This window comes from Cronobacter sp. JZ38 (genome assembly GCF_008932145.1).
GTDB lineage: Bacteria > Pseudomonadota > Gammaproteobacteria > Enterobacterales > Enterobacteriaceae > Cronobacter > Cronobacter muytjensii.
Genome location: NZ_CP017662.1, coordinates 681,895 through 702,693 on the forward strand (window position 1 = coordinate 681,895; position 20,799 = coordinate 702,693).

The 20,799-nt window shown below is 58.9% G+C and carries 13 protein-coding genes and 1 riboswitch; of the genes, 8 read left to right on the forward strand and 5 right to left on the reverse strand.

The features are described 5' to 3' along the window. The first annotated feature begins 78 nt into the window (after positions 1-78). A complete protein-coding gene (gene aceK, locus BJP61_RS03225; protein ID WP_171997817.1) occupies positions 79-1,917 on the forward strand; it encodes a bifunctional isocitrate dehydrogenase kinase/phosphatase in 1,839 nt (612 codons plus the stop codon). A 42-nt stretch (positions 1,918-1,959) separates the two neighbouring features. On the opposite strand, the gene iclR is transcribed toward aceK, so the two are convergent. Next, positions 1,960-2,796, reverse strand: a complete 837-nt coding sequence (iclR, locus tag BJP61_RS03230; protein WP_038867268.1) for a glyoxylate bypass operon transcriptional repressor IclR — start codon at positions 2,794-2,796, stop codon at positions 1,960-1,962. 197 nt (positions 2,797-2,993) lie between these two features. On the opposite strand from iclR, the gene metH reads away from it, so the two are divergent. Then, the gene (gene metH / locus BJP61_RS03235; RefSeq protein WP_161578839.1) at positions 2,994-6,677 is read left to right on the forward strand and encodes a methionine synthase; all 3,684 of its coding nucleotides are present in this window, start codon (positions 2,994-2,996) and stop codon (positions 6,675-6,677) included. An 895-nt stretch (positions 6,678-7,572) separates the two neighbouring features. Beyond that, positions 7,573-9,204, forward strand: coding sequence for a Na/Pi cotransporter family protein (locus BJP61_RS03240; RefSeq protein WP_161578840.1), 1,632 nt, complete (start codon positions 7,573-7,575; stop codon positions 9,202-9,204). 91 nt (positions 9,205-9,295) lie between these two features. On the opposite strand, the gene BJP61_RS03245 is transcribed toward BJP61_RS03240, so the two are convergent. The 3 genes from BJP61_RS03245 to rtcR all read right to left on the reverse strand — a co-directional run bounded on the left by BJP61_RS03245 (position 9,296) and on the right by rtcR (position 12,381). Further along, on the reverse strand, positions 9,296-9,568 hold the full coding sequence (locus tag BJP61_RS03245) for a DUF3811 domain-containing protein (protein ID WP_038867274.1): 273 nt from the start codon (positions 9,566-9,568) through the stop codon (positions 9,296-9,298). Positions 9,569-9,658: 90 nt separating this feature from the next. Beyond that, a complete protein-coding gene (gene panS / locus BJP61_RS03250) occupies positions 9,659-10,606 on the reverse strand; it encodes a ketopantoate/pantoate/pantothenate transporter PanS (protein WP_038867277.1) in 948 nt (315 codons plus the stop codon). Between the two features lie 182 nt (positions 10,607-10,788). After that, positions 10,789-12,381, reverse strand: a complete 1,593-nt coding sequence (rtcR, locus tag BJP61_RS03255) for an RNA repair transcriptional activator RtcR (RefSeq protein WP_171997818.1) — start codon at positions 12,379-12,381, stop codon at positions 10,789-10,791. Positions 12,382-12,856: 475 nt separating this feature from the next. Between rtcR and BJP61_RS03260 the strand changes: the two genes are divergently transcribed. The 3 genes from BJP61_RS03260 to BJP61_RS03270 are packed head-to-tail and all read left to right on the forward strand — an operon-like array spanning position 12,857 to position 16,018. Continuing rightward, positions 12,857-13,990, forward strand: a complete 1,134-nt coding sequence (locus BJP61_RS03260; protein ID WP_171997819.1) for a slipin family protein — start codon at positions 12,857-12,859, stop codon at positions 13,988-13,990. A gap of 2 nt (positions 13,991-13,992) precedes the next feature. Then, the gene (locus BJP61_RS03265) at positions 13,993-15,216 is read left to right on the forward strand and encodes an RtcB family protein (RefSeq protein ID WP_038867284.1); all 1,224 of its coding nucleotides are present in this window, start codon (positions 13,993-13,995) and stop codon (positions 15,214-15,216) included. 16 nt (positions 15,217-15,232) lie between these two features. Beyond that, complete coding sequence (locus BJP61_RS03270) at positions 15,233-16,018, forward strand: nucleotidyltransferase domain-containing protein (RefSeq protein WP_038867286.1); 786 nt, start codon at positions 15,233-15,235, stop codon at positions 16,016-16,018. Positions 16,019-16,040: 22 nt separating this feature from the next. Here the strand turns inward: BJP61_RS03270 and lysC are convergent, their stop codons facing one another. Next, the gene (gene lysC / locus BJP61_RS03275; protein ID WP_171997820.1) at positions 16,041-17,393 is read right to left on the reverse strand and encodes a lysine-sensitive aspartokinase 3; all 1,353 of its coding nucleotides are present in this window, start codon (positions 17,391-17,393) and stop codon (positions 16,041-16,043) included. Between the two features lie 109 nt (positions 17,394-17,502). After that, a riboswitch (Lysine riboswitch) is annotated at positions 17,503-17,696 on the reverse strand. A gap of 760 nt (positions 17,697-18,456) precedes the next feature. On the opposite strand from lysC, the gene pgi reads away from it, so the two are divergent. Both pgi and yjbE read left to right on the forward strand, forming a co-directional pair. Beyond that, entirely contained in the window at positions 18,457-20,106 is a 1,650-nt protein-coding gene (pgi, locus tag BJP61_RS03280) for a glucose-6-phosphate isomerase (RefSeq protein WP_161579039.1), read from the forward strand. A gap of 380 nt (positions 20,107-20,486) precedes the next feature. After that, positions 20,487-20,735, forward strand: a complete 249-nt coding sequence (gene yjbE / locus BJP61_RS03285; protein ID WP_038867292.1) for an exopolysaccharide production protein YjbE — start codon at positions 20,487-20,489, stop codon at positions 20,733-20,735. The last annotated feature ends 64 nt before the right edge of the window (positions 20,736-20,799 follow it).

Sequence of the window (20,799 nt, forward strand, 5' to 3'; positions counted from 1 at the left end):
GCACTGTAGGATGGGTAAGCGAAGCGCCCCCACCGTAATGGCTGACACTCTTTCCCCTTTCACACACGGAGCCTGCCTATGCCGTCGCGTGGACTCGAACTCCTTATCGCCCAAACCATCCTGCAGGGTTTTGACGCGCAATATGGCCGCTTTCTGGAGATCACCGCGGGCGCGCAGCACCGCTTCGAGCAGGCCGACTGGCATGCCGTCCAGCAGGCGATGAAAAGCCGCATCCACCTCTATGACCACCATGTCGGGCTGGTGGTGGAGCAACTGCGCTGCATCATGGAAGGAAAGGCCACCAACGCGGACTTTCTGCTGCGCGTAAAGCGCCATTACACCGAGCTGCTCCCTGATTACCCGCGCTTTGAAATCGCCGAAAGCTTTTTCAACTCGGTTTACTGCCGGCTTTACGATCACCGCTCGCTCACACCGGAGCGGCTGTTTATTTTCAGCTCTCAGCCGGCGCGACGTTTTCGCACCATTCCGCGTCCGCTCGCCAAAACGTTTTTCCCGGAGCAGGGCTGGCAACCGCTGCTCGCCACCCTGCTTGGCTATCTGCCGCTGCGCCTGCCGTGGCAGGATCTCGCGCGAGACATTCGCTACATCATCGCGCATCTCAATGAAACGCTCGGCCCGACGCGGCTCGCGCAGGCGCATCTGGAAATCGCCAACGAACTCTTTTACCGCAACAAAGCCGCCTGGCTGGTGGGTAAACTGCGTCTGCCCGACGCCTCGCTGCCGTTTCTGCTGCCTGTCCACCGCAGCGACGACGGCAAACTGTTCGTCGACACCTGCCTTACCGGCAGCGCCGGAGCCAGTATCGTCTTCGGCTTCGCCCGCTCCTATTTTATGGTGTACGCGCCGCTGCCCGCCGCGCTTGTCGAGTGGCTGCGTGAAATCCTGCCGGGGAAAACCACGGCGGAGCTCTACATGGCGATTGGCTGTCAGAAACACGCCAAAACCGAAAGCTACCGCGAATATCTCCACTACCTGCGCCATGCCGACGAGCAGTTCATTGAAGCGCCCGGCATCCGCGGCATGGTGATGCTGGTCTTCACGCTCCCGGGGTTCGACCGGGTTTTCAAAGTCATCAAAGACCGTTTCGCCCCGCAGAAGGAGATGAGCGAAGCGCACGTGCGCGCCTGCTATCAGCTGGTTAAAGAGCATGACCGCGTCGGGCGTATGGCAGACACCCAGGAGTTTGAGAATTTCGTTATCGAAAAACGGCGCATCAGCCCGGCGCTGATGGCGCTGCTGCAACAGGAGGTCGGGCAGAAGCTCACCGACATGGGCGACGCTATTTCCATCAGTCATCTTTATATCGAGCGGCGGATGGTGCCGCTCAACCTCTGGCTTGAGCAGGCGACGGGCCAGCAGTTGCGCGACGCCATCGAAGAATATGGCAACGCCATTCGTCAGCTTGCCGCGGCCAATATTTTCCCCGGCGATATGCTGTTTAAAAACTTTGGCGTCACGCGTCACGGACGGGTCGTTTTCTACGATTACGACGAGATCTGCTACATGACCGAGGTGAACTTCCGCGATATCCCGCCGCCGCGCTACCCGGAAGACGAACTCAGCGCCGAGCCCTGGTACAGCGTCGCCCCCGGCGACGTCTTCCCGGAGGAGTTTCGCCACTGGCTCTGCGCCGACCCGAAAATCGGCCCGCTGTTTGAAGAGATGCACAGCGATCTGTTCAGCGCCAGCTACTGGCGCGCGCTACAGGCGCGTATTCGGGAAGGGCATGTGGAGGATGTATACGCCTACCGTCGGCGCCAGCGGTTTTGCGTGCGCTGGCCAAACCAAAGCAGCCCGACGGAACCTGCTATTTCCGGGCTGACGCCCTTGACGGTGAGTGAAGCAGAGTCAGGGGACGGGCCGGATGCGCCACGCCCCTCCGGCATTTTCATTTAACGCGTGTCGGGAACGGCATAGCCGCTGCCCGGCGCTCCCGTCTTAACGAACCCCACCATAAGCCAGCGTGACTTCTTTTGCCGCCCGGATCACCAGCGCGCCCAGCTCCGTCACACGGTCGTCGGTCATCCGCGAAATAGGTCCGGAAATGGAGATCGCGGCGAATGCCTCATGATGCTCGTCATAAATGCACGCGGCCACGCAGCGCAGGCCGAGCGCATGCTCTTCATCGTCAAAGGAGTAGCCGCGCTTGCGCGTCTGGGCGAGATCGTCTTTCAGGTGCGCTGGCGCGACCAGCGTCGCATGGGTATAGGCTTTCAGCCCCTGACGATGCAGCAGCGCGGACACCTCTTCCTCGCTGAGCTGCGACAAAAACGCTTTCCCGGCGCCGGAGGCATGCATCGGCAGCTTGCCGCCAATCGGCGCGGACATGCGCATCAGCTGGTTACACTGCACCTGATCGATAATAATTGCCTGATGATCGCTCTTGTCGAGCACGGCGAGGTTCACGGTTTCGCCGGAATCCTCCATCAGCTTGCGCAGAATCGGATGGACAATCGCCAGCAGGTTACGGCTCTGCAGGAAGCTACTGCCGATAATAAACGCATGCGCGCCGATCGCCCAGTGGCCGAGATCGCCCACCTGACGGACAAAGCCCAGCTGCTGCATCGTCGTTAACAGGCGATGCGTGGTGGAGTTTGGTAGGCCAGCCTGTTGCGCCAGTTCGGTCAGCGCCACGCTGCCTTGCGATTCCGCGATCCATTCCAGCAGTTTCAGGCCGCGCGTGAGCGACTGCACCTGGCCCGTCGCCTGCGGCGCGGCGGCAGCGGTGGCGTTACGGGGCTTTTTGCCACGTTTGGCGGGTACGGCAGCGACCATAACGGCCTCCTTTTCTGTATCGTGGAAATCATTTTCGTTTTATTTGGCGATAATGCAACCGCCAGGCAACTCATCGGATCAGTGAATAATGAACATGTCTCAAGTTGCCGCCGCGCGCCTTTCCCGCCCGATCGCTTTATGCCAGTATGGTTCGCTGGCCTTTCCGGCCTGGGTTGAGTCGAGTATCAGGAGCATATGTGAGTAGCAAAACTGAACAGCTGCGCCAGCAACTAGCTGAACGCATTATGGTGCTGGACGGCGGTATGGGCACCATGATCCAGAGCTATCGTCTGGATGAAGAGGATTTCCGCGGCGAGCGTTTTGCCGACTGGCCGTGCGATCTCAAAGGTAATAATGACCTGCTGGCGCTCACCCGGCCTGACATCATCGCGGCTATTCACTACGCCTACTTCGAGGCGGGCGCCGATATTATCGAGACCAACACCTTCAACTCGACGACCATCGCGATGGCCGATTACCAGATGGAATCGCTGTCGGCGGAAATCAACCTGGAGGCCGCGAAGCTCGCCCGCGCCTGCGCCGACGAATGGACTGCACGCACGCCGGAAAAACCGCGCTATGTGGCAGGTGTGTTAGGGCCCACTAACCGCACGGCCTCCATTTCGCCTGATGTTAACGACCCGGCCTTTCGAAACGTCACTTTTGACCAACTGGTAGACGCCTACCGCGAATCCACACGCGCGCTGATTGAAGGCGGTTCGGATCTGATTCTTATCGAAACCGTGTTCGATACCCTCAACGCCAAAGCCGCAATTTTCGCCGTGAAGGCGGAGTTCGAGGCGCTCGGCGTCGAGCTGCCTGTCATGATTTCCGGCACTATTACCGACGCCTCCGGTCGCACGTTGTCGGGCCAGACCACCGAGGCGTTTTACAACTCGCTGCGTCACGCCGACGCGCTCACGTTTGGCCTCAACTGCGCGCTGGGCCCGGATGAGCTGCGCCAGTACGTGGCCGAGCTGTCGCGTATCGCGGAGTGTTACGTCACTGCGCACCCCAACGCGGGCCTGCCGAACGCCTTCGGCGAATATGATTTAGACGCCGACATCATGGCCGCGCAGATCCGCGAGTGGGCGGAATCGGGCTTTTTGAATATTGTCGGCGGCTGCTGCGGCACCACGCCGGAACATATCGCGGCCATGTGCCGCGCGGTGGATGGCGTGGCGCCGCGCAAGCTGCCGGACGTGCCGGTCGCCTGTCGCCTGGCGGGCCTTGAGCCGCTCAATATCGGCGACGACTCGCTGTTTGTAAACGTCGGCGAACGCACTAACGTTACCGGCTCCGCCAAATTTAAGCGCCTCATTAAAGAAGAGAAATACAGCGAAGCGCTGGACGTGGCGCGCCAGCAGGTCGAGAGCGGCGCGCAGATAATCGACATCAACATGGATGAGGGGATGCTCGACGCTGAAGCAGCGATGGTGCGTTTCCTTAACCTTATTGCCGGCGAGCCGGACATCGCCCGCGTGCCCATTATGATTGACTCCTCGAAATGGGACGTTATCGAAAAGGGCCTGAAGTGTATTCAGGGCAAAGGCATCGTTAACTCCATTTCGATGAAAGAGGGCGTCGAAACGTTCGTGCATCACGCAAAACTGGTGCGCCGCTATGGCGCGGCCGTGGTGGTGATGGCGTTTGACGAAGTGGGCCAGGCAGACACCCGTGAGCGCAAAATCGAAATCTGCCGGCGGGCGTACAAGATCCTTACCGAAGAGGTCGGTTTCCCGCCGGAAGATATTATCTTCGACCCAAACATCTTTGCGGTCGCAACGGGCATCGACGAGCACAACAATTATGCGCAGGATTTTATCGGCGCGTGTGAAGACATTAAACGCGAGCTGCCGCACGCGCTGATCTCCGGCGGCGTCTCGAATGTGTCGTTCTCATTTCGCGGCAACGATCCGGTGCGCGAGGCGATCCACGCCGTGTTCCTCTACTATGCCATCCGTAACGGCATGGATATGGGTATCGTTAACGCCGGGCAACTGGCGATCTACGACGACCTCCCGACCGAGCTGCGCGACGCCGTGGAAGACGTCATCCTCAACCGGCGCGCTGACGGCACCGAGCGGCTGCTGGCGCTTGCCGAGAAATACCGCGGCAGCAAAAGCGATGCGGCGGCAGACCCGCAGCAGGCCGAATGGCGCTCGTGGGATGTGAAAAAGCGCCTTGAATATTCGCTGGTGAAAGGCATTACCGAATTTATCGAACAGGATACCGAAGAGGCGCGCCAGCAGGCCACCCGCCCGATTGAGGTTATTGAAGGGCCGCTGATGGACGGTATGAACGTGGTTGGCGACCTTTTCGGCGAAGGCAAAATGTTCCTGCCCCAGGTGGTGAAATCCGCGCGCGTGATGAAACAGGCGGTGGCGTACCTGGAGCCGTACATCCAGGCGAGCAAAGAGGTCGGCAAGAGCAATGGCAAAATCGTGCTGGCGACCGTAAAAGGCGACGTGCATGACATCGGCAAAAACATCGTCGGCGTGGTGCTCCAGTGCAACAACTACGAGATTATCGATCTTGGCGTGATGGTGCCGACCGATAAAATCCTCAAAACCGCGCGCGAAGAGAACGCCGATATCATCGGGCTTTCGGGGCTGATTACGCCGTCGCTCGATGAGATGGTCAACGTCGCGAAAGAGATGGAGCGCCAGGGTTTTACCCTGCCGCTGCTGATTGGCGGCGCGACCACCTCTAAAGCGCATACGGCGGTAAAAATCGAGCAGAACTACAGCGGGCCGACGGTCTATGTGCAGAACGCATCGCGCACCGTGGGCGTCGTTTCTTCGCTGCTGTCGGATACGCTGCGCGACGATTTCGTCGCACGCACCCGCAAAGAGTATGAAACCGTGCGGATTCAGCATGCGCGTAAAAAGCCGCGCACGCCGCCGGTGACGCTCGCCGCCGCGCGTGAAAACGATCTGGCGTTCGACTGGGAGAGCTACACGCCGCCCGCAGCGCATCGCCTGGGCGTGGAAGAGGTGACCGCCAGCATCGAAACGCTGCGCAACTACATCGACTGGACGCCATTCTTCATGACCTGGTCGCTGGCCGGGAAATATCCGCGCATTTTTGAAGATGAAATTGTGGGCGTTGAGGCGCAGCGGCTGTTTAAAGACGCTAACGAGATGCTCGACACGCTGAGCGCCAATAAATCGTTAACGCCGCGCGGCGTGGTGGGGCTGTTCCCGGCGAACCGGGTTGGCGATGATATCGAAATCTACCGCGACGAGACGCGCACGCATGTGTTGTCAGTGAGTCATCACTTACGCCAGCAGACAGAGAAAGTGGGCTTTGCGAACTACTGCCTTGCAGATTTCGTGGCGCCGAAGCACAGCGGCAAAGCCGATTACCTCGGCGCGTTCGCCGTCACCGGCGGGCTGGAAGAGGACGCGCTGGCGGAAGCGTTCGATGCGCAGCACGATGATTACAATAAAATCATGGTGAAAGCGGTGGCGGATCGTCTGGCGGAGGCGTTTGCCGAGTATCTGCACGAGCGCGTGCGCAAAGTGCTGTGGGGGTACGCGCCGTATGAGAATCTCAGCAACGAAGAGCTCATCCGCGAAAATTATCAGGGCATCCGTCCGGCGCCCGGCTATCCGGCTTGCCCGGAGCACACCGAAAAGGCGGCGATCTGGAAACTGCTCGACGTCGAGAACCGTATCGGCATGAAACTGACCGAATCCTACGCCATGTGGCCCGGCGCGTCGGTCTCCGGCTGGTACTTCAGCCACCCGGAGAGTAAATATTTCGCCGTGGCGCAGATCCAGCGCGACCAGGTGGAAGATTACGCCCAGCGTAAAGGGATGAGCGTGAGCGACGTGGAGCGGTGGCTTGCGGCTAATCTGGGTTACGACGCCGATTAGTTTCTGGTCCTTCTGGCCTGGCTTACTCGCCAGCTTGCGCCTGGGCTGTACTCACGCGGGTCACGTACTACGTGTACGCTCCCCGCGTTGCGTGCAGTCCGCGCGCAACCTGGCTTCGCCGCCGACGGCCAGACTCTGGCCAGGCTGAATCTCCATCTTGCGTCTGGGCTGTATTCACGCGGGTCACGTACTATGTGTACGCTCCCCGCGTTGCGTGCAGTCCGCGCGCAACCTGGCTTCGCCGCCGACGGCCAGACTCTGGCCAGGCTGAATCTCCATCTTGCGCCTGGGCTGTATTCACGCGGGTCACGTACTACGTGTACGCGCCCCGCGTTGCGTGCAGTCCGCGCGCAACCAGGCTTTACCGCCGACGGTCAGGCACTGGCCTGGCTGAATCTCCAGCTTGCGCCTAGGCTGTACTTACGCAGGTCACGTACTATGTGTACGCTCCCCGCGTTGCGTGCAGTCCGCGCGCAACGTGGCTTTGCCGCCGACGGCCAGACTCTGGCCTGGCTGAATCTCCAGCTTGCGTCTGGGCTGTATTCACGCGGGTCACGTAGTACGTGTACCCGCCCCGCGTTGCGTGCAGTCCGCGCGCAACCAGGCTTTGCCGCCGACGGCCAGACGCCGTCATCCGCTCGCCGTTGAATGCGCTCAGCTTACCCATCTTACCAGTCGTAAGATGGATTTATAGGGCGGTAAGCGCAGCGCCACCCGCCATTGGTGCCTGCGCAAACGCATCCGCCAATGCCCCCGCGCAAACACGCCCGCCATAAATCACCGTCCCGCCGACTTCCTTGCGTTAACCACTTATAATGATGACAGACGAAGGCCATAACACGCTGACGCGCCTCGTCTTACGACACCCTATGGACCCTCATTGTAAGGAGAAGCCGTGTTAACGCTGTTACACCTGCTTTCTGCTGTGGCGCTGCTGGTATGGGGCACACACATTGTGCGTACCGGCGTCATGCGCGTCTTCGGCGCGCGGTTACGAAGCGTGCTTAGCCGCAGCGTGGAGAAAAAGCCGCTCGCCTTCTGCGCAGGCATCGGCGTGACGGCATTGGTGCAAAGCAGCAACGCCACCACGATGCTGGTCACCTCGTTCGTCGCACAGGATCTGGTCGCGCTCACGCCCGCGCTGGTAATTGTGCTCGGGGCCGATGTCGGGACGGCGCTGATGGCGCGCGTGCTGACATTCGATCTCTCCTGGCTCTCGCCACTGCTGATTTTTATCGGCGTCATCTTCTTTCTGAGCCGCAAACAGAGCCGCGCCGGGCAACTGGGGCGCGTCGCCATCGGGCTTGGGCTGATCCTTCAGGCGCTGGAGCTCATTGTGCAGGCGGTCACGCCCATCACCAAAGCTTCCGGCGTACAGGTCATCTTCGCCTCGCTCACCGGCGATATCATGCTTGATGCGCTTATCGGCGCGATGTTTGCTGTCATCAGCTATTCAAGCCTGGCGGCGGTGCTGCTCACCGCCACGCTTAATGCGACTGACGTTATCTCCTTTGAGGTGGCGCTCTGTCTGGTCATCGGCGCGAATTTAGGCTCCGGTCTGCTGGCGATGCTCAACAACGGGGCCGCCAGCCCGGCGGCGCGGCGGGTGGCGCTTGGCAGCCTGCTCTTTAAGCTGGTGGGCAGCCTTCTGGTATTGCCCTTCGTGCATCTGCTCGCGCAAACGCTTCATAAACTGCCGCTGGAAGAGTCGGAACTGGTTATCTATTTCCACGTCTTCTACAACCTTATTCGCTGTCTGGCGATGGTGCCGTTTGCGGGCATGATGGCGCGGCTGTGCCAGCGCATGATTGCGGATGCGCCGGAAACCGATCTGCGCATGAAGCCGCGCCATCTCGACCCGAGCGCGCTGGACACCCCGGCGCTCGGGCTTGCCAACGCCGCGCGCGAGACGCTGCGCATCGGTGATGTGCTGGAGCAGATGCTGGAGGTCTACGGTAAGGTGATGCACGGCGAACCGCGCCAGGAAAAGGCGCTGCGACGGCTCGCCGACGATGTCGACGTGCTCTACACCGCCATCAAACTCTATATGGCGCGTATGCCGAAAGAAGATCTGGCGGAGGCCGAGGCGAAGCGCTGGGCGGAAATCATCGAGATGTCGCTCAACCTTGAACAGGCGGCGGATATTCTGGAGCGCATGGGCAGTGAGGTGGCGGATAAATCTCTCGCCGCGCGCCGCGCGTTTTCACCGGAGGGCATCAAAGAGCTGGATACGCTGCTGGCCCAGCTCACCGCCAACCTGAAGCTGAGCCTGTCGGTCTTTTTCTCCGGCGACGTGCCGAGCGCCCGCCGCCTGCGGCGCTATAAGCATCGTTTCCGCATTCTCAACCGGCGCTACGCGCACGCGCATGTGGATCGGCTGCATCAGCAAAACGTGCAGAGCATCGAAACCAGCTCGCTGCATCTCGGGCTGCTTGGCGATATGAAGCGCCTCAACTCGCTCTTCTGCGCCGTGGCCTACAGCATTCTGGAACAGCCGGACGACGATGAGGAAAGGCTGGAGGAGTAATCGGCAACGCTTTCCGGCGCTTACAAAAAACCTCGCGGCTGGCGAGGTTTTTTATTCTGGCGTGCAGAACGCACGTAACGCCGCGCTGCCGTTAACGCCTGCCGCGAACCGGCGTGCTCGCGGACCACGAAAAGGTCGCTTCGCTGTCCGGTTTATACGCCTGCGCTTTTTTCTGTTTGCGGGTTTGTCTGGCGGCGAGTTCGCGCTGCGCCATCAGCTTGTCGATATACTCTTTTTTAACGTGATTCGCTTCGGAATTGGTAAGCGGGCGGCCGTGGGCGATGCGGGCGCGGTCGAGCAGGGTTTTTAACTCGCGCTGTTCGCTTTCTGTCATCTCTTTCTGGGTCAGTCGGGGCAGGGACATGGTAGCGACTCCTCAGGGGGTGAGCCGCCAGTGTAACGCAACGCCGCAGGCAACACAGTAAATAAGCCCGGCAAAACCGGGCTTATTTCTTCAGGCTTTACGCTTGCGCCGCTTCTTCGTCGCGCTGGCGTCTACCGGTTTGCCGGACCAGTAACCGGCCAGCAGCGAGCCGGAAAGATTATGCCAGACTGAGAACAGCGCGCCGGGAAGCGCGGCGAGCGGCGAGAAGTAGATTTTGCCGAGCGCGGCGGCGAGCCCGGAGTTCTGCATGCCGACTTCAATCGCCAGCGTCCGGCAGGTAGATTCGTCAAAGCCAAACAGGCGTCCGCCCCAGTAACCGCCGAGCAGCCCGATGCTGTTATGCAGGATCACCGCCACAATCACCATCAACCCGACGGACGCGATATGCGCCGCCGACCCTGCCACCACAGCGCTGATAATCGCCAGAATACAGACCATCGAAAACGCCGGCAGATACGGCTCTACCGCTTTCACCAGCCGGGGAAAGAGATGATGAACAATCAGCCCCAGCGCAATCGGGATCACGACGATTTGCAGAATGCTCAGCAGCATGCCCATCACATCCACCTGAATATGGGCGTCCACGTACAGGCGTGTCAGCAGCGGGGTGGCGACAACGCCTACCAGCGTCGAGACTGACGAAATAGTCACTGACAGCGCCACGTCTCCCTTCGCCAGATAAATCATCACGTTAGACGCCGTACCGCTCGCCACGCTACCGACCAGCACCATGCCGGCGGAGAGATCCGGCGGCATATGAAACAGCAGCGCCAGCAGCCACGCGGCGAGCGGCATCACCAGGTAGTGCAGGAAAATCCCGGCCGCCACCGGCGCAGGGCGTGACAGGACACGTTTAAAATCGTCGATTTTCAGGTGCACGCCCATGCCGAACATAATCAGCATCAAAAGAGCGCTGACCCACGGGCCGACAGGGGTAAATGTAGAAGGCGTGTAGTACGCCATAACCGAGAGCAGCAGCGCCCAGAGCGGGAACAGCCGGGTAAATATCGCGAGCATCGTGTTTTCCTTGCAGCCCCGTCGTTATGCGCGTTGCCGTCAGGCGGAGCCTTGCCGCAACCCGTTTTCAATGGGGAGAATGTTGTGTTGTGTCGTTATAAAAAAGCCGGGAGCGAGCCCGGCCATAGGTATTGTTTATCGTGCAAGGAAAAGTTATTCAAACGAATTATGGTGAAAGTCTCTCATCCGGCGTCTCTGACGTTCTCCCAGCTAAGCCCGAAGCGCGCCAGATATTTACGCAGCCGGTCGGCGTCGTTCGGGTTGGCTTTTTTCTGGCGTGAAACAGCGAACAGCGTGCGTCCGGCTTCAGAGAGCGAGGCGCTACGCCTGCACACGGCGATCACCGCCGCCAGCTGATCCCGGTCGAAGAGATCGAGCGTCGCCGTGTCGACGGGCAGCGCGGCGGCAGGGCCTGACAGCGGCTGCCAGCTCGCCTTCAGGCGTGTTATCTCTTCCTCCACCAGCGCGTCAGTAATGCGCCCCTGTTCGGCAAGGGTCGCCATGCGCGCCACGGAGCTGCCCAGCTCGCGGAAATTACCCGGCCAGCGCGCCTGGGGCGAACAGGCGAAAGTGAGATAGGTCTCCCGCGCCGTTTTATCAAAGCGGATCTGCGTCTGCTGCTGGGTGGAGAAGCGTTGCAGTTCATATTCCACGTTAGGCGCGATATCCTCGCGCCGCTCGGCAAGCCCTGGCAGCGCGAAAGCCCACATATTGATGCGCGCGTAAAGATCCTCGCGAAAACGCCCTTCGGCGACCCACTTTTGCATGTCGCGATGCGTACCGGCGATCAGCTGAAAATCGCTCCGCACCTCTTTATCCGCGCCGAACGGGAAAAAGGTTTTTTCCTCAATCGCTTTGAGCAGCATCGCCTGCTCGTCAAGCCCCAGCTCGGCTATCTCATCGAGAAACAACACGCCGCCATCGGCCTCGCGCAAAAGCCCTGGCCGCGCCTGCTGCGCGCCGGTAAAGGCGCCTTTCACATGGCCGAACAGCGTCGACATCGCGTTATCGCCGCGCAGCGTCGCGCAGTTCACTGACACCAGCCGCCCCTGCACAAGGTGGCGCGCCTGGCGCAACTGGAAAATGCGCCTCGCGAGAAACGATTTGCCCGCGCCGGTGGGCCCGGTCAGCAGGATGGGCGCGGTCGATCGCAACGCCACGCGCTCGATCTGGTCGATCAGGCGGTTAAAGGTGGCGTTGCGTGTGTCGATGCCCGATTTCAGAAAGGAGACAGACTGCTGCTGTTCGCGCTGAAAACGGCTGGTGAGTGCCGCATAGCGGCTTAAATCGAGATCGATAACTGAGCGGGTGCCGATGGCTTTTTCCGCGTCCGTAACGTCGCCCCTGGCCGGGCTGGTTTGCAGCAGGCTCGCGGGCAGGTAGCGGGCTTCCGTCAGCAGGAACCAGCAGATCTGCGCCACGTGCGTGCCGGTGGTGATATGCACCAGATACTCTTCATTGTCGGTATCAAACGTATAGTGTGTGGCGAAATCCAGCAGCGCGGCGTAAACCTCTTCGAAATCCCACGGGTCGTCCATCACGACGGTATGCGAACGCACTTCCGTATGCGGCGAGACGGCGGCGATATCTTCTGTCACCCGCTCTGCGAGCGACGCGTCGCGCGCCTGATGCAGCAGTTCAAACCGGTCGATGGGCAAATCAGGCTGCTGACACAGCGCGATGCTGGGGCGCCATTTCGTCCAGCGGTTAGCGCGTTTACCGCGCTGGTCCAGCACAGTACCAAGCATGCCTATCACCACGCGGCGCTTTTGCATCTCTTATCCTTAAATATAAATAGCGATATTTAAAGATAAATCATAACCCTTTTCAGCCTGCTCGTTGCACAGAATTTGAAAAAATTAGCTCATTATAATCAATAGTTTAAAAATTTATTTTTCCCTTAACCGAAACTGGCACGGTTCTGGCAATGATTACTGCGTCAGCACGCTGGATATGCAGGGGCTATTGACCCCGCCGGCGCACCGGGAACGGTAACACGTTATCCAGGGGGCGTTCCGCCAGTGAAATGACCCGGAAAACTTTCGGTTTATCAGGTTCGACTCCTGAATGTGATTTTCTCCTTCCAGAGAAACGTTATCAGCAGTACCCCGGCGGTTGAGTGGTTAGCGACTGCCACACGCTGACGCCGGTCATGGCGCCGGGCGGCAGGCAGAAAAGACCAGAACAGCGGTCGCTTCCCCCTTCCGCTTCGCGCCATTATCCGCGTCAGCCAGAACAGTAAGGGAAAAAATGAATAACAACGTGACGATTCGTAAGGGCCAGTTGGGTTTGCTGGCAAAACAGGGCGACTATTATCAGGTGCTGGAAGCGGGCGAGCATCGCCTGCCGTGGTTTAACAAACCGGACGTCACCATCGTGGCGCTGAACAGCGGCGATGTGGCGCTGGAGCTGGCCGATTATTTGCGTCGTTTTCAGCCAGAATGGGTAGAGAAGTATTGCCTGGCGGTCGATACCGCCGATAACGAAACGGCGGCGCTGTGGCGCAACAACGTGCTGGTGGAAATCATCCCGCCGGGCGCACGTCGTCTCTTCTGGCGTGACGGCGACAGCCTGCGCGCCGTGCTTGTCGATACTCGTGACGTGCAGGTGCCGACGGAAATCATGAACGCGGTATTGCAGCCACGCGGTCGCGATGCGGCGGTGAAGGGCCGCGACGCAGTCCTTGCCGTCAACGTACCGGCGTGGCACGTGGGCGTGCTGAAAATCGACGGCGTCACCCAGCCGCTGCTGCCGCCAGGCTTAAGCGCCTACTGGAAAATCAACCACCTGGTAGAAGCCGAAGTGGTGGATACGCGTATTCAGGCGATGGATGTCTCCGGCCAGGAGATCCTGACCAAAGATAAAGTGAACCTGCGCATCAACCTCGGCGCGAACTGGCGCTATCAGGACGTGTTGCAGGCGTACAGCCAGCTTGCCAAACCGCTGGAGTATTTATACCGCGAACTGCAATTCGCGCTGCGCGAGGCGGTCGGCACCCGCACGCTCGATGAACTGCTGGAAAACAAACAGGTGATTGATGACGTGGTGAGTGCGCAGGTGATTGCCCGCATGGCGCCGTTTGGCATCGAGGTCGCGTCAACCGGTGTGAAAGATATTGTCCTGCCGGGCGATATGAAAACCATTTTGTCACGGCTGGTAGAAGCGGAGAAATCCGCGCAGGCCAATGTTATCCGCCGCCGTGAAGAGACCGCCGCGACCCGTTCGCTGCTGAACACCGCGAAAGTCATGGAAAACAACCCGGTCGCCCTGCGACTGAAAGAACTCGAAACCCTGGAAAAAGTGGCGGAGCGTATCGATAAGATCTCCGTTTTCGGCGGCCTGGATCAGGTGCTGCAGGGGCTGGTACAGATTAAAGGTGTATGAAAATGAAAGAAAACTATCAGACGCTGGCGCAGGTTAACGGCGCGCCGGTAAAAATGTGGACGCACGGCGTACCGGTGGAGCCGGAAGCGCGCGAGCAACTGCTGAAGACGGCAAAAATGCCATTTATCTTTAAACACCTGGCGGTAATGCCGGATGTGCACCTGGGTAAAGGCTCCACCATCGGCAGCGTGATCCCGACCAAAGGCGCGATTATCCCGGCGGCGGTAGGTGTCGATATCGGCTGCGGAATGATCGCGGTGCGCACCTCGCTTGTCGCGCGCGATCTGCCGGATAACCTGAGCGGGCTGCGTAGCGCTATCGAGCAGGCCGTTCCGCACGGGCGTAACGTCGGTCACGGTAAGCGCGATAAAGGGTCGTGGTCGAACACGCCGCAGGATGTGGATAATCACTGGGCGACGCTCGCGCCGCGCTTTAAGCGCCTGACCGATAAATATCCCAACCTGCTGAAAACCAATAATCATCAGCATCTGGGAACGCTCGGTACCGGCAACCACTTTATCGAGATCTGCCTTGATGAGCAGGAGCGCGTCTGGGTGATGCTGCACAGCGGGTCACGCGGCGTGGGTAACGCCATCGGCACCCACTTTATCGGGCTTGCCCAGAAAGATATGCAACGCCATATCGCCAATCTGCCGGACCGCGACCTCGCTTATTTTGAAGAGGGCAGCAAGCACTACGCCGATTACATCGAAGCGGTAGAGTGGGCGCAGGATTTTGCCCGCCAGAACCGCGAAGTGATGATGAACCGCGTGCTGGCTGCGCTGTCCGCCATCATTACGAAGCCGTTTATGACGCAGCAGGAGGCCGTGAACTGCCACCATAACTATGTGCAGAAGGAAACGCACTTTGGCGAAGAGATCCTGGTGACGCGTAAAGGGGCGGTGTCGGCGCAGAAAGGGCAGATGGGGATAATCCCAGGCTCAATGGGCGCGAAAAGTTTTATCGTGCGTGGGCTGGGTAATGAAGAGAGCTTCTGCTCATGCAGCCACGGCGCCGGGCGTACCATGAGCCGTACCGCGGCGAAAAAACGCTTCACAGTGGAAGATCAAATTCGCGCCACGGCGCATGTTGAGTGTCGTAAAGACAGCGACGTGATCGACGAAATTCCGATGGCGTATAAAGACATCGAGGCCGTGATGGCGGCGCAGTCGTCGCTGGTGGAAATTGTGCATACGCTGCGTCAGGTCGTGTGCGTTAAGGGATAATTTTTAAGGAAACAACATGGAACTGAACGGCGTGGACGCCGCCATGCGCGAGCGCGTGCGGCAGGTATTAACTGAAGTGGAACAAAAGCATGGCGTGAAAGTGCTTTACGCCTGTGAGTCGGGCAGTCGCGGCTGGGGCTTTGCCTCGCCGGACAGTGATTACGATGTGCGCTTTCTCTATGTGCACCCGCCGGCGTGGTATTTACGCGTGGAGCCGCCGCGCGATGTCATCGAACTGCCTATAGATGACACGCTCGATGTCTGCGGCTGGGAGTGGCGTAAGGCGCTCGGGCTGCTTAAACGGGCGAACCCCACGCTTATCGAGTGGCTTGATTCGCCGATCGTCTATCAGCAGGATGAGACGGCTATCGGCGCGCTGCGCGAACAGGTGCCGCTGTGGTTCTCCGCCGAGCGGGCGCGCTGGCACTATTACTCTATGGCGCGCAAAAACTTTCTCAGTTATTTGCAGGGCGAGCAGGTGCGGCTGAAGAAATATTTCTACGTGTTGCGCCCGCTGCTTGCAGTTCGCTGGATAGAAGCGGGCAAGGGCGCGCCGCCGATGCGTTTTGTCCATTTGCTGGAGGGCACCGTGACCGATCCGCTGCTGCGTCAGGAAATAGACGCGCTGCTGGCGAGAAAACAGCGGGCGGGCGAGGCCGAATATGGCGCGGCGATGCCGCGGATACACGCGTTCATCACGGCAGAGCTGGCGCGTGGCGAAACGCCGCCGGAACTGCCGCACAGCGAAAAAGCGCAGGCGAGTCTGTTAGATAAACTGCTTTATGAAACGGTGATGGCCTGACAGTGTCAGGCCATTTTTTTACTTATTCGAAGAGATTATGGTGCAGTTTCTGGACCACCTGTTCGGCGTCGTTGCCCGGCACCAGGAAGCAGAGGTTATAGCTCGACGCGCCATAGCAAATCATGCGGATGTTGAACGGCTCCAGCACGCCAAACACCTCTTTACCCACGCCGCAGGCTTTCGAGAGGTTGTTGCCAATCAGCGCGACCAGCGCCAGATTTTCTTCCACTTCCACGCGGCAAAGCGAGGAGAGCTCGGTCAGCAGCGCCTGCGTCAGCAGCGTGTCGCCGGTCGAGGTGGAGCCGGTGGTGTCAAGCGTCAGCGCCACGCTCACTTCCGACGTGGTAATGAGATCGACCGAAATATTGTGCCGCGCCAGGATGCAGAACACTTCGGCCAGGAAGCCGCGCGAGTGCAGCATATTCAGGCTGTGGAGCGTGAGCAGCGTCTGTTTGCGGCGCAGCGCCAGCGCGCGGAACAGCGGCGGATGGGTGGTTTTATTGCACACCAGCGTGCCGCCCGCTTTCGGGTCTTTGCTGGAGCCGACAAACACCGGAATATCGCTGCGCACCGCGGGCAGCAGGGTCGCCGGATGCAGTACTTTGGCGCCAAACGTCGCCATCTCGGCCGCTTCTTCAAAGGCGATTTCATCAATGCGTTTTGCGGCAGGCACCACGCGCGGGTCGGTGGTGTAAATGCCCGGTACGTCAGTCCAGATATCGATGCGGCTCGCCTGTAGCGCCTCGCCAAGCAGCGCGGCGGTATAATCGCTGCCGCCGCGGCCAAGCGTGGTGGTGCGCCCTTTGGTTTCGCTACCGATAAACCCTTGCGTTATCACCAGTCCTTCCGCAAGGCGCGGCGTGAGTTGCTGCGCGCACAGTTCGGCAAGCGCGGCAACATCCGGCTCGGCGCGGCCAAAGCGGTCGCTGGTGCGCATCACTTTGCGCACGTCGAACCACTGCGCCTGCACGTTTCGCTCGCGCAGGATTTCGACAAACAGCAGGGTGGACATGAGCTCGCCGTGGCTGACCAGCTCGTCAGTCAGCGCCGTAGAGGTGGCGAGCGACGCGGCCTCAGAAAGGGTGGCGATGTTTTCCAGCAGGCGGTCGATCTCTTCGCGGATCACCGTCGGGTTTTGCAGGCGCTCCAGGATGTCGTACTGAATTTTGCGGATGGCGTCGAGCTTTACAAAGCGCTCGGTCGCTTCCAGCCCTTCGGCCAGCGCCACCAGCAGATTAGTGATGCCAGCGGAGGCGGAAAGCACCACCAGGCGGACCTTGCCATCGTCCAGGACGACATCGGCGCTGCGGTTCATGGCGTCGAAATCCGCCACGCTGGTGCCGCCAAATTTAGCGACCACTAAAGAATTTGTCATAACTACCTCGTGTCAGGGAACCATCCGTGATGGCGCAACGTTTATCAGCCATGGCACAAGGAGAGAGCGGTAAGGGGGCGGACGCAGACGGGAAAAACCACAACTACATTCACCCAGAAGCGCTCCACCTTGCGAAGCGTCCGACTGCGGGCGCTTCGGGTGACAACCCAGGGGATTCAGCCCCTGCAGTCGATAGCGAACGTTGCCAGACGCCGCGCTACCTCGGCGTCGCTCCCCATGACGTGTGGTCGCAGGACTGGCTCCTTGCACACGCTACCTGGGCGACGCGCCTCTTCTGGTTTTCCTTCATATTTCAGGCTGTGGCTGCGTTGGTTGCGCGGCCTTACCCCAGTCACATACTTATGTATGCTCCTGGGGATGCGCCCGCTTACCGCCTTGCCACATCCCGAACTATTTTGGAAAACAGCGACTCATTGCTATTTGTTTTTCCGCGGCGTTGGCTTTCCTCGCTCACCCCCGTCACATACTTTTGTATGCTCCTGGGGATTCGCTGCGTCGCCGCCTTGCGGCAAAACGAAATGCTGGAGTATCGGTTTTGTTCAGACTGAGCGTGCGTCCGCTTTCTCGCTTACCGCCTTGCCACATCCCGAACTATTCTGGAAAACAGCGACTCATTGCTTTTTGTTTTTCCGCGGCGTTGGCTTTCCTCGCTCACCCCCGTCACATACTTTTGTATGCTCCCGGGGATTCGCTGCGTCGCCGCCTTGCGGCAAAACGAAATGCTGGAGTATCGGTTTTCAGCGGTTTCAGGTTTCCATGTATTGCGCCTGAAACACCATAACAGTGTCCGGCAGACGGCGCGCAGCGCGCTTGTCGCGGGACGTATTCATAAATAAAGGTTTGGCCGGGGGATTGTCAACGATACGGTCATAGGGATTTTTCATGTTACGCGGGCTGCCAGGAAAATAACTTATAACGGCTATACTTTGGTCTGCTCTCTGGGGAGGCGTGCGTCCGGCCTTATGATAAAAATCATCACAATTTCAGCGACTGGCGCTACAATCGACCGCAGTCACAATTCTCAAATCACAAGAGTATTGCTATGAAAAACATCAACCCAACGCAGACTTCTGCCTGGCAGGCACTACAGAATCACTTCGACGTTATGAAAGATGTCACTATCGCTGACCTCTTCGCCAAAGACGCCGACCGCTTCAGTAAATTCTCCGCCACCTTCAACGATCTGATGCTGGTGGACTACTCCAAAAACCGCATCACCGAAGAAACCCTCAGCAAACTGCTGGATCTCGCAAAAGAGACCGATCTGGCGGGCGCGATTAAATCCATGTTCTCCGGCGAGAAGATCAACCGTACCGAAGACCGCGCCGTGCTGCATGTCGCGCTGCGCAACCGCAGCAACACGCCTATCCTGGTTGACGGCAAAGATGTGATGCCGGAAGTGAACGCGGTACTGGAGAAAATGAAAAAATTCTCCGAAGCGATTATCTCCGGCGAGTGGAAAGGCTACACCGGCAAGCCGATCACTGATGTGGTGAACATCGGCATCGGTGGCTCTGACCTCGGCCCGTTCATGGTCACCGAAGCGCTGCGCCCGTACAAAAACCACCTGAACATGCACTTCGTCTCCAACGTGGACGGCACCCACATCGCCGAGGTGCTGAAGAAAGTGAATCCGGAATCCACGCTGTTCCTGGTGGCGTCCAAGACCTTCACCACGCAGGAAACCATGACCAACGCGCACAGCGCGCGCGACTGGTTCCTGAGCACCGCCGGCGACGAAAAACACGTGGCGAAGCACTTCGCGGCGCTCTCCACTAACGCCAAAGCGGTGGGCGATTTCGGTATCGATACCGCAAATATGTTCGAATTCTGGGACTGGGTCGGCGGTCGTTACTCTCTGTGGTCGGCGATCGGTCTGTCCATTATTCTGTCTGTCGGTTACGACAACTTTGTCGAGCTGCTCTCCGGCGCGCACGCGATGGATCAGCACTTCTCCACCACCGAACTGGACAAAAACCTGCCGGTGCTGCTGGCGCTGATTGGCATCTGGTACAACAACTTCTTTGGCGCGGAAACCGAAGCGATTCTGCCTTATGACCAATACATGCACCGTTTCGCCGCCTATTTCCAGCAGGGCAACATGGAATCCAACGGCAAATACGTTGACCGCAACGGCAACGCTGTGGATTACCAGACGGGCCCTATCATCTGGGGCGAGCCGGGCACCAACGGCCAGCATGCGTTTTATCAGCTGATCCATCAGGGCACCAAGCTGGTGCCGTGCGATTTCATCGCGCCTGCCATCACCCACAACCCGCTGTCGGATCATCACCAGAAGCTGCTGTCTAACTTCTTCGCTCAGACCGAGGCGCTGGCGTTCGGTAAATCCCGCGACGTCGTAGAGCAGGAGTTCCGCGATCAGGGCAAAGATCCGGCGCAACTGGATCACGTGGTGCCGTTCAAAGTATTTGAAGGCAACCGCCCGACTAACTCTATTCTGCTGCGTGAAATTACCCCGTTCAGCCTGGGCGCGCTGATTGCGCTCTACGAGCACAAAATCTTCACCCAGGGCGCGATTCTGAACATCTTCACCTTCGACCAGTGGGGCGTGGAGCTTGGCAAACAGCTTGCTAACCGCATCCTGCCGGAGCTTGGCGATGAGAAGGCGATCGACAGCCACGACAGCTCCACCAACGGCTTAATTAACCGTTATAAAGCCTGGCGCGCCTGATTTAAGCAGCCCTGCAAAATAAGCGTAATGATGCCGGCAATATGCCGGCATTTTTTTCTCAGATAAATCTTGTTGTCCGCCTGTTTCCCGCTACTCTTTAATCTTGAGGTTAATCCGAAAATCGCCGCGCCCGGCTTGCGCACGCCTGAAGGGTTTCAGATAAACCGGATTACCCTTTATCAGGGATATATTATAACAAATTGAAAAATATGCGATTTATATAAAATCTATTATGACATCCCTCGCTATTTGTCGAATTATCCTAAAACCCTGTGCCTATTTCCCTGTGTCGTAAACCGACAGGGGTTGTTGTGTATACTCGGAAGCGCCTGAAAATCTTTTCGGGTAAATCTCCATTCATTCAATGAAGGGAAATTGATATGAAGAAAATCCTTAGTGGCGTTTTCGCCATTGCAGCGCTTGGCGCTGCTGTCTCAGCCCAGGCGGCACCGGTTAGCGTCGGTGAAGCGGCAGGCTCGGCAGCGACCTCCGTGTCGGTTGGCAGCTCCAGCGCCACCGCATCAAGCACTGTAGGGTCGGTAGTCGGTGTGGCGCTTGCCGCCACCGGCGGCGGCGATGGTTCCAATACCGGGACCACCACTACCACCACCACCAGCACCACCCAGTAAACCCTTCGGGGGCTTTAACCATAACCACACTACGGTGTGGTTATTTTGACTTTTTTTGGGGAAA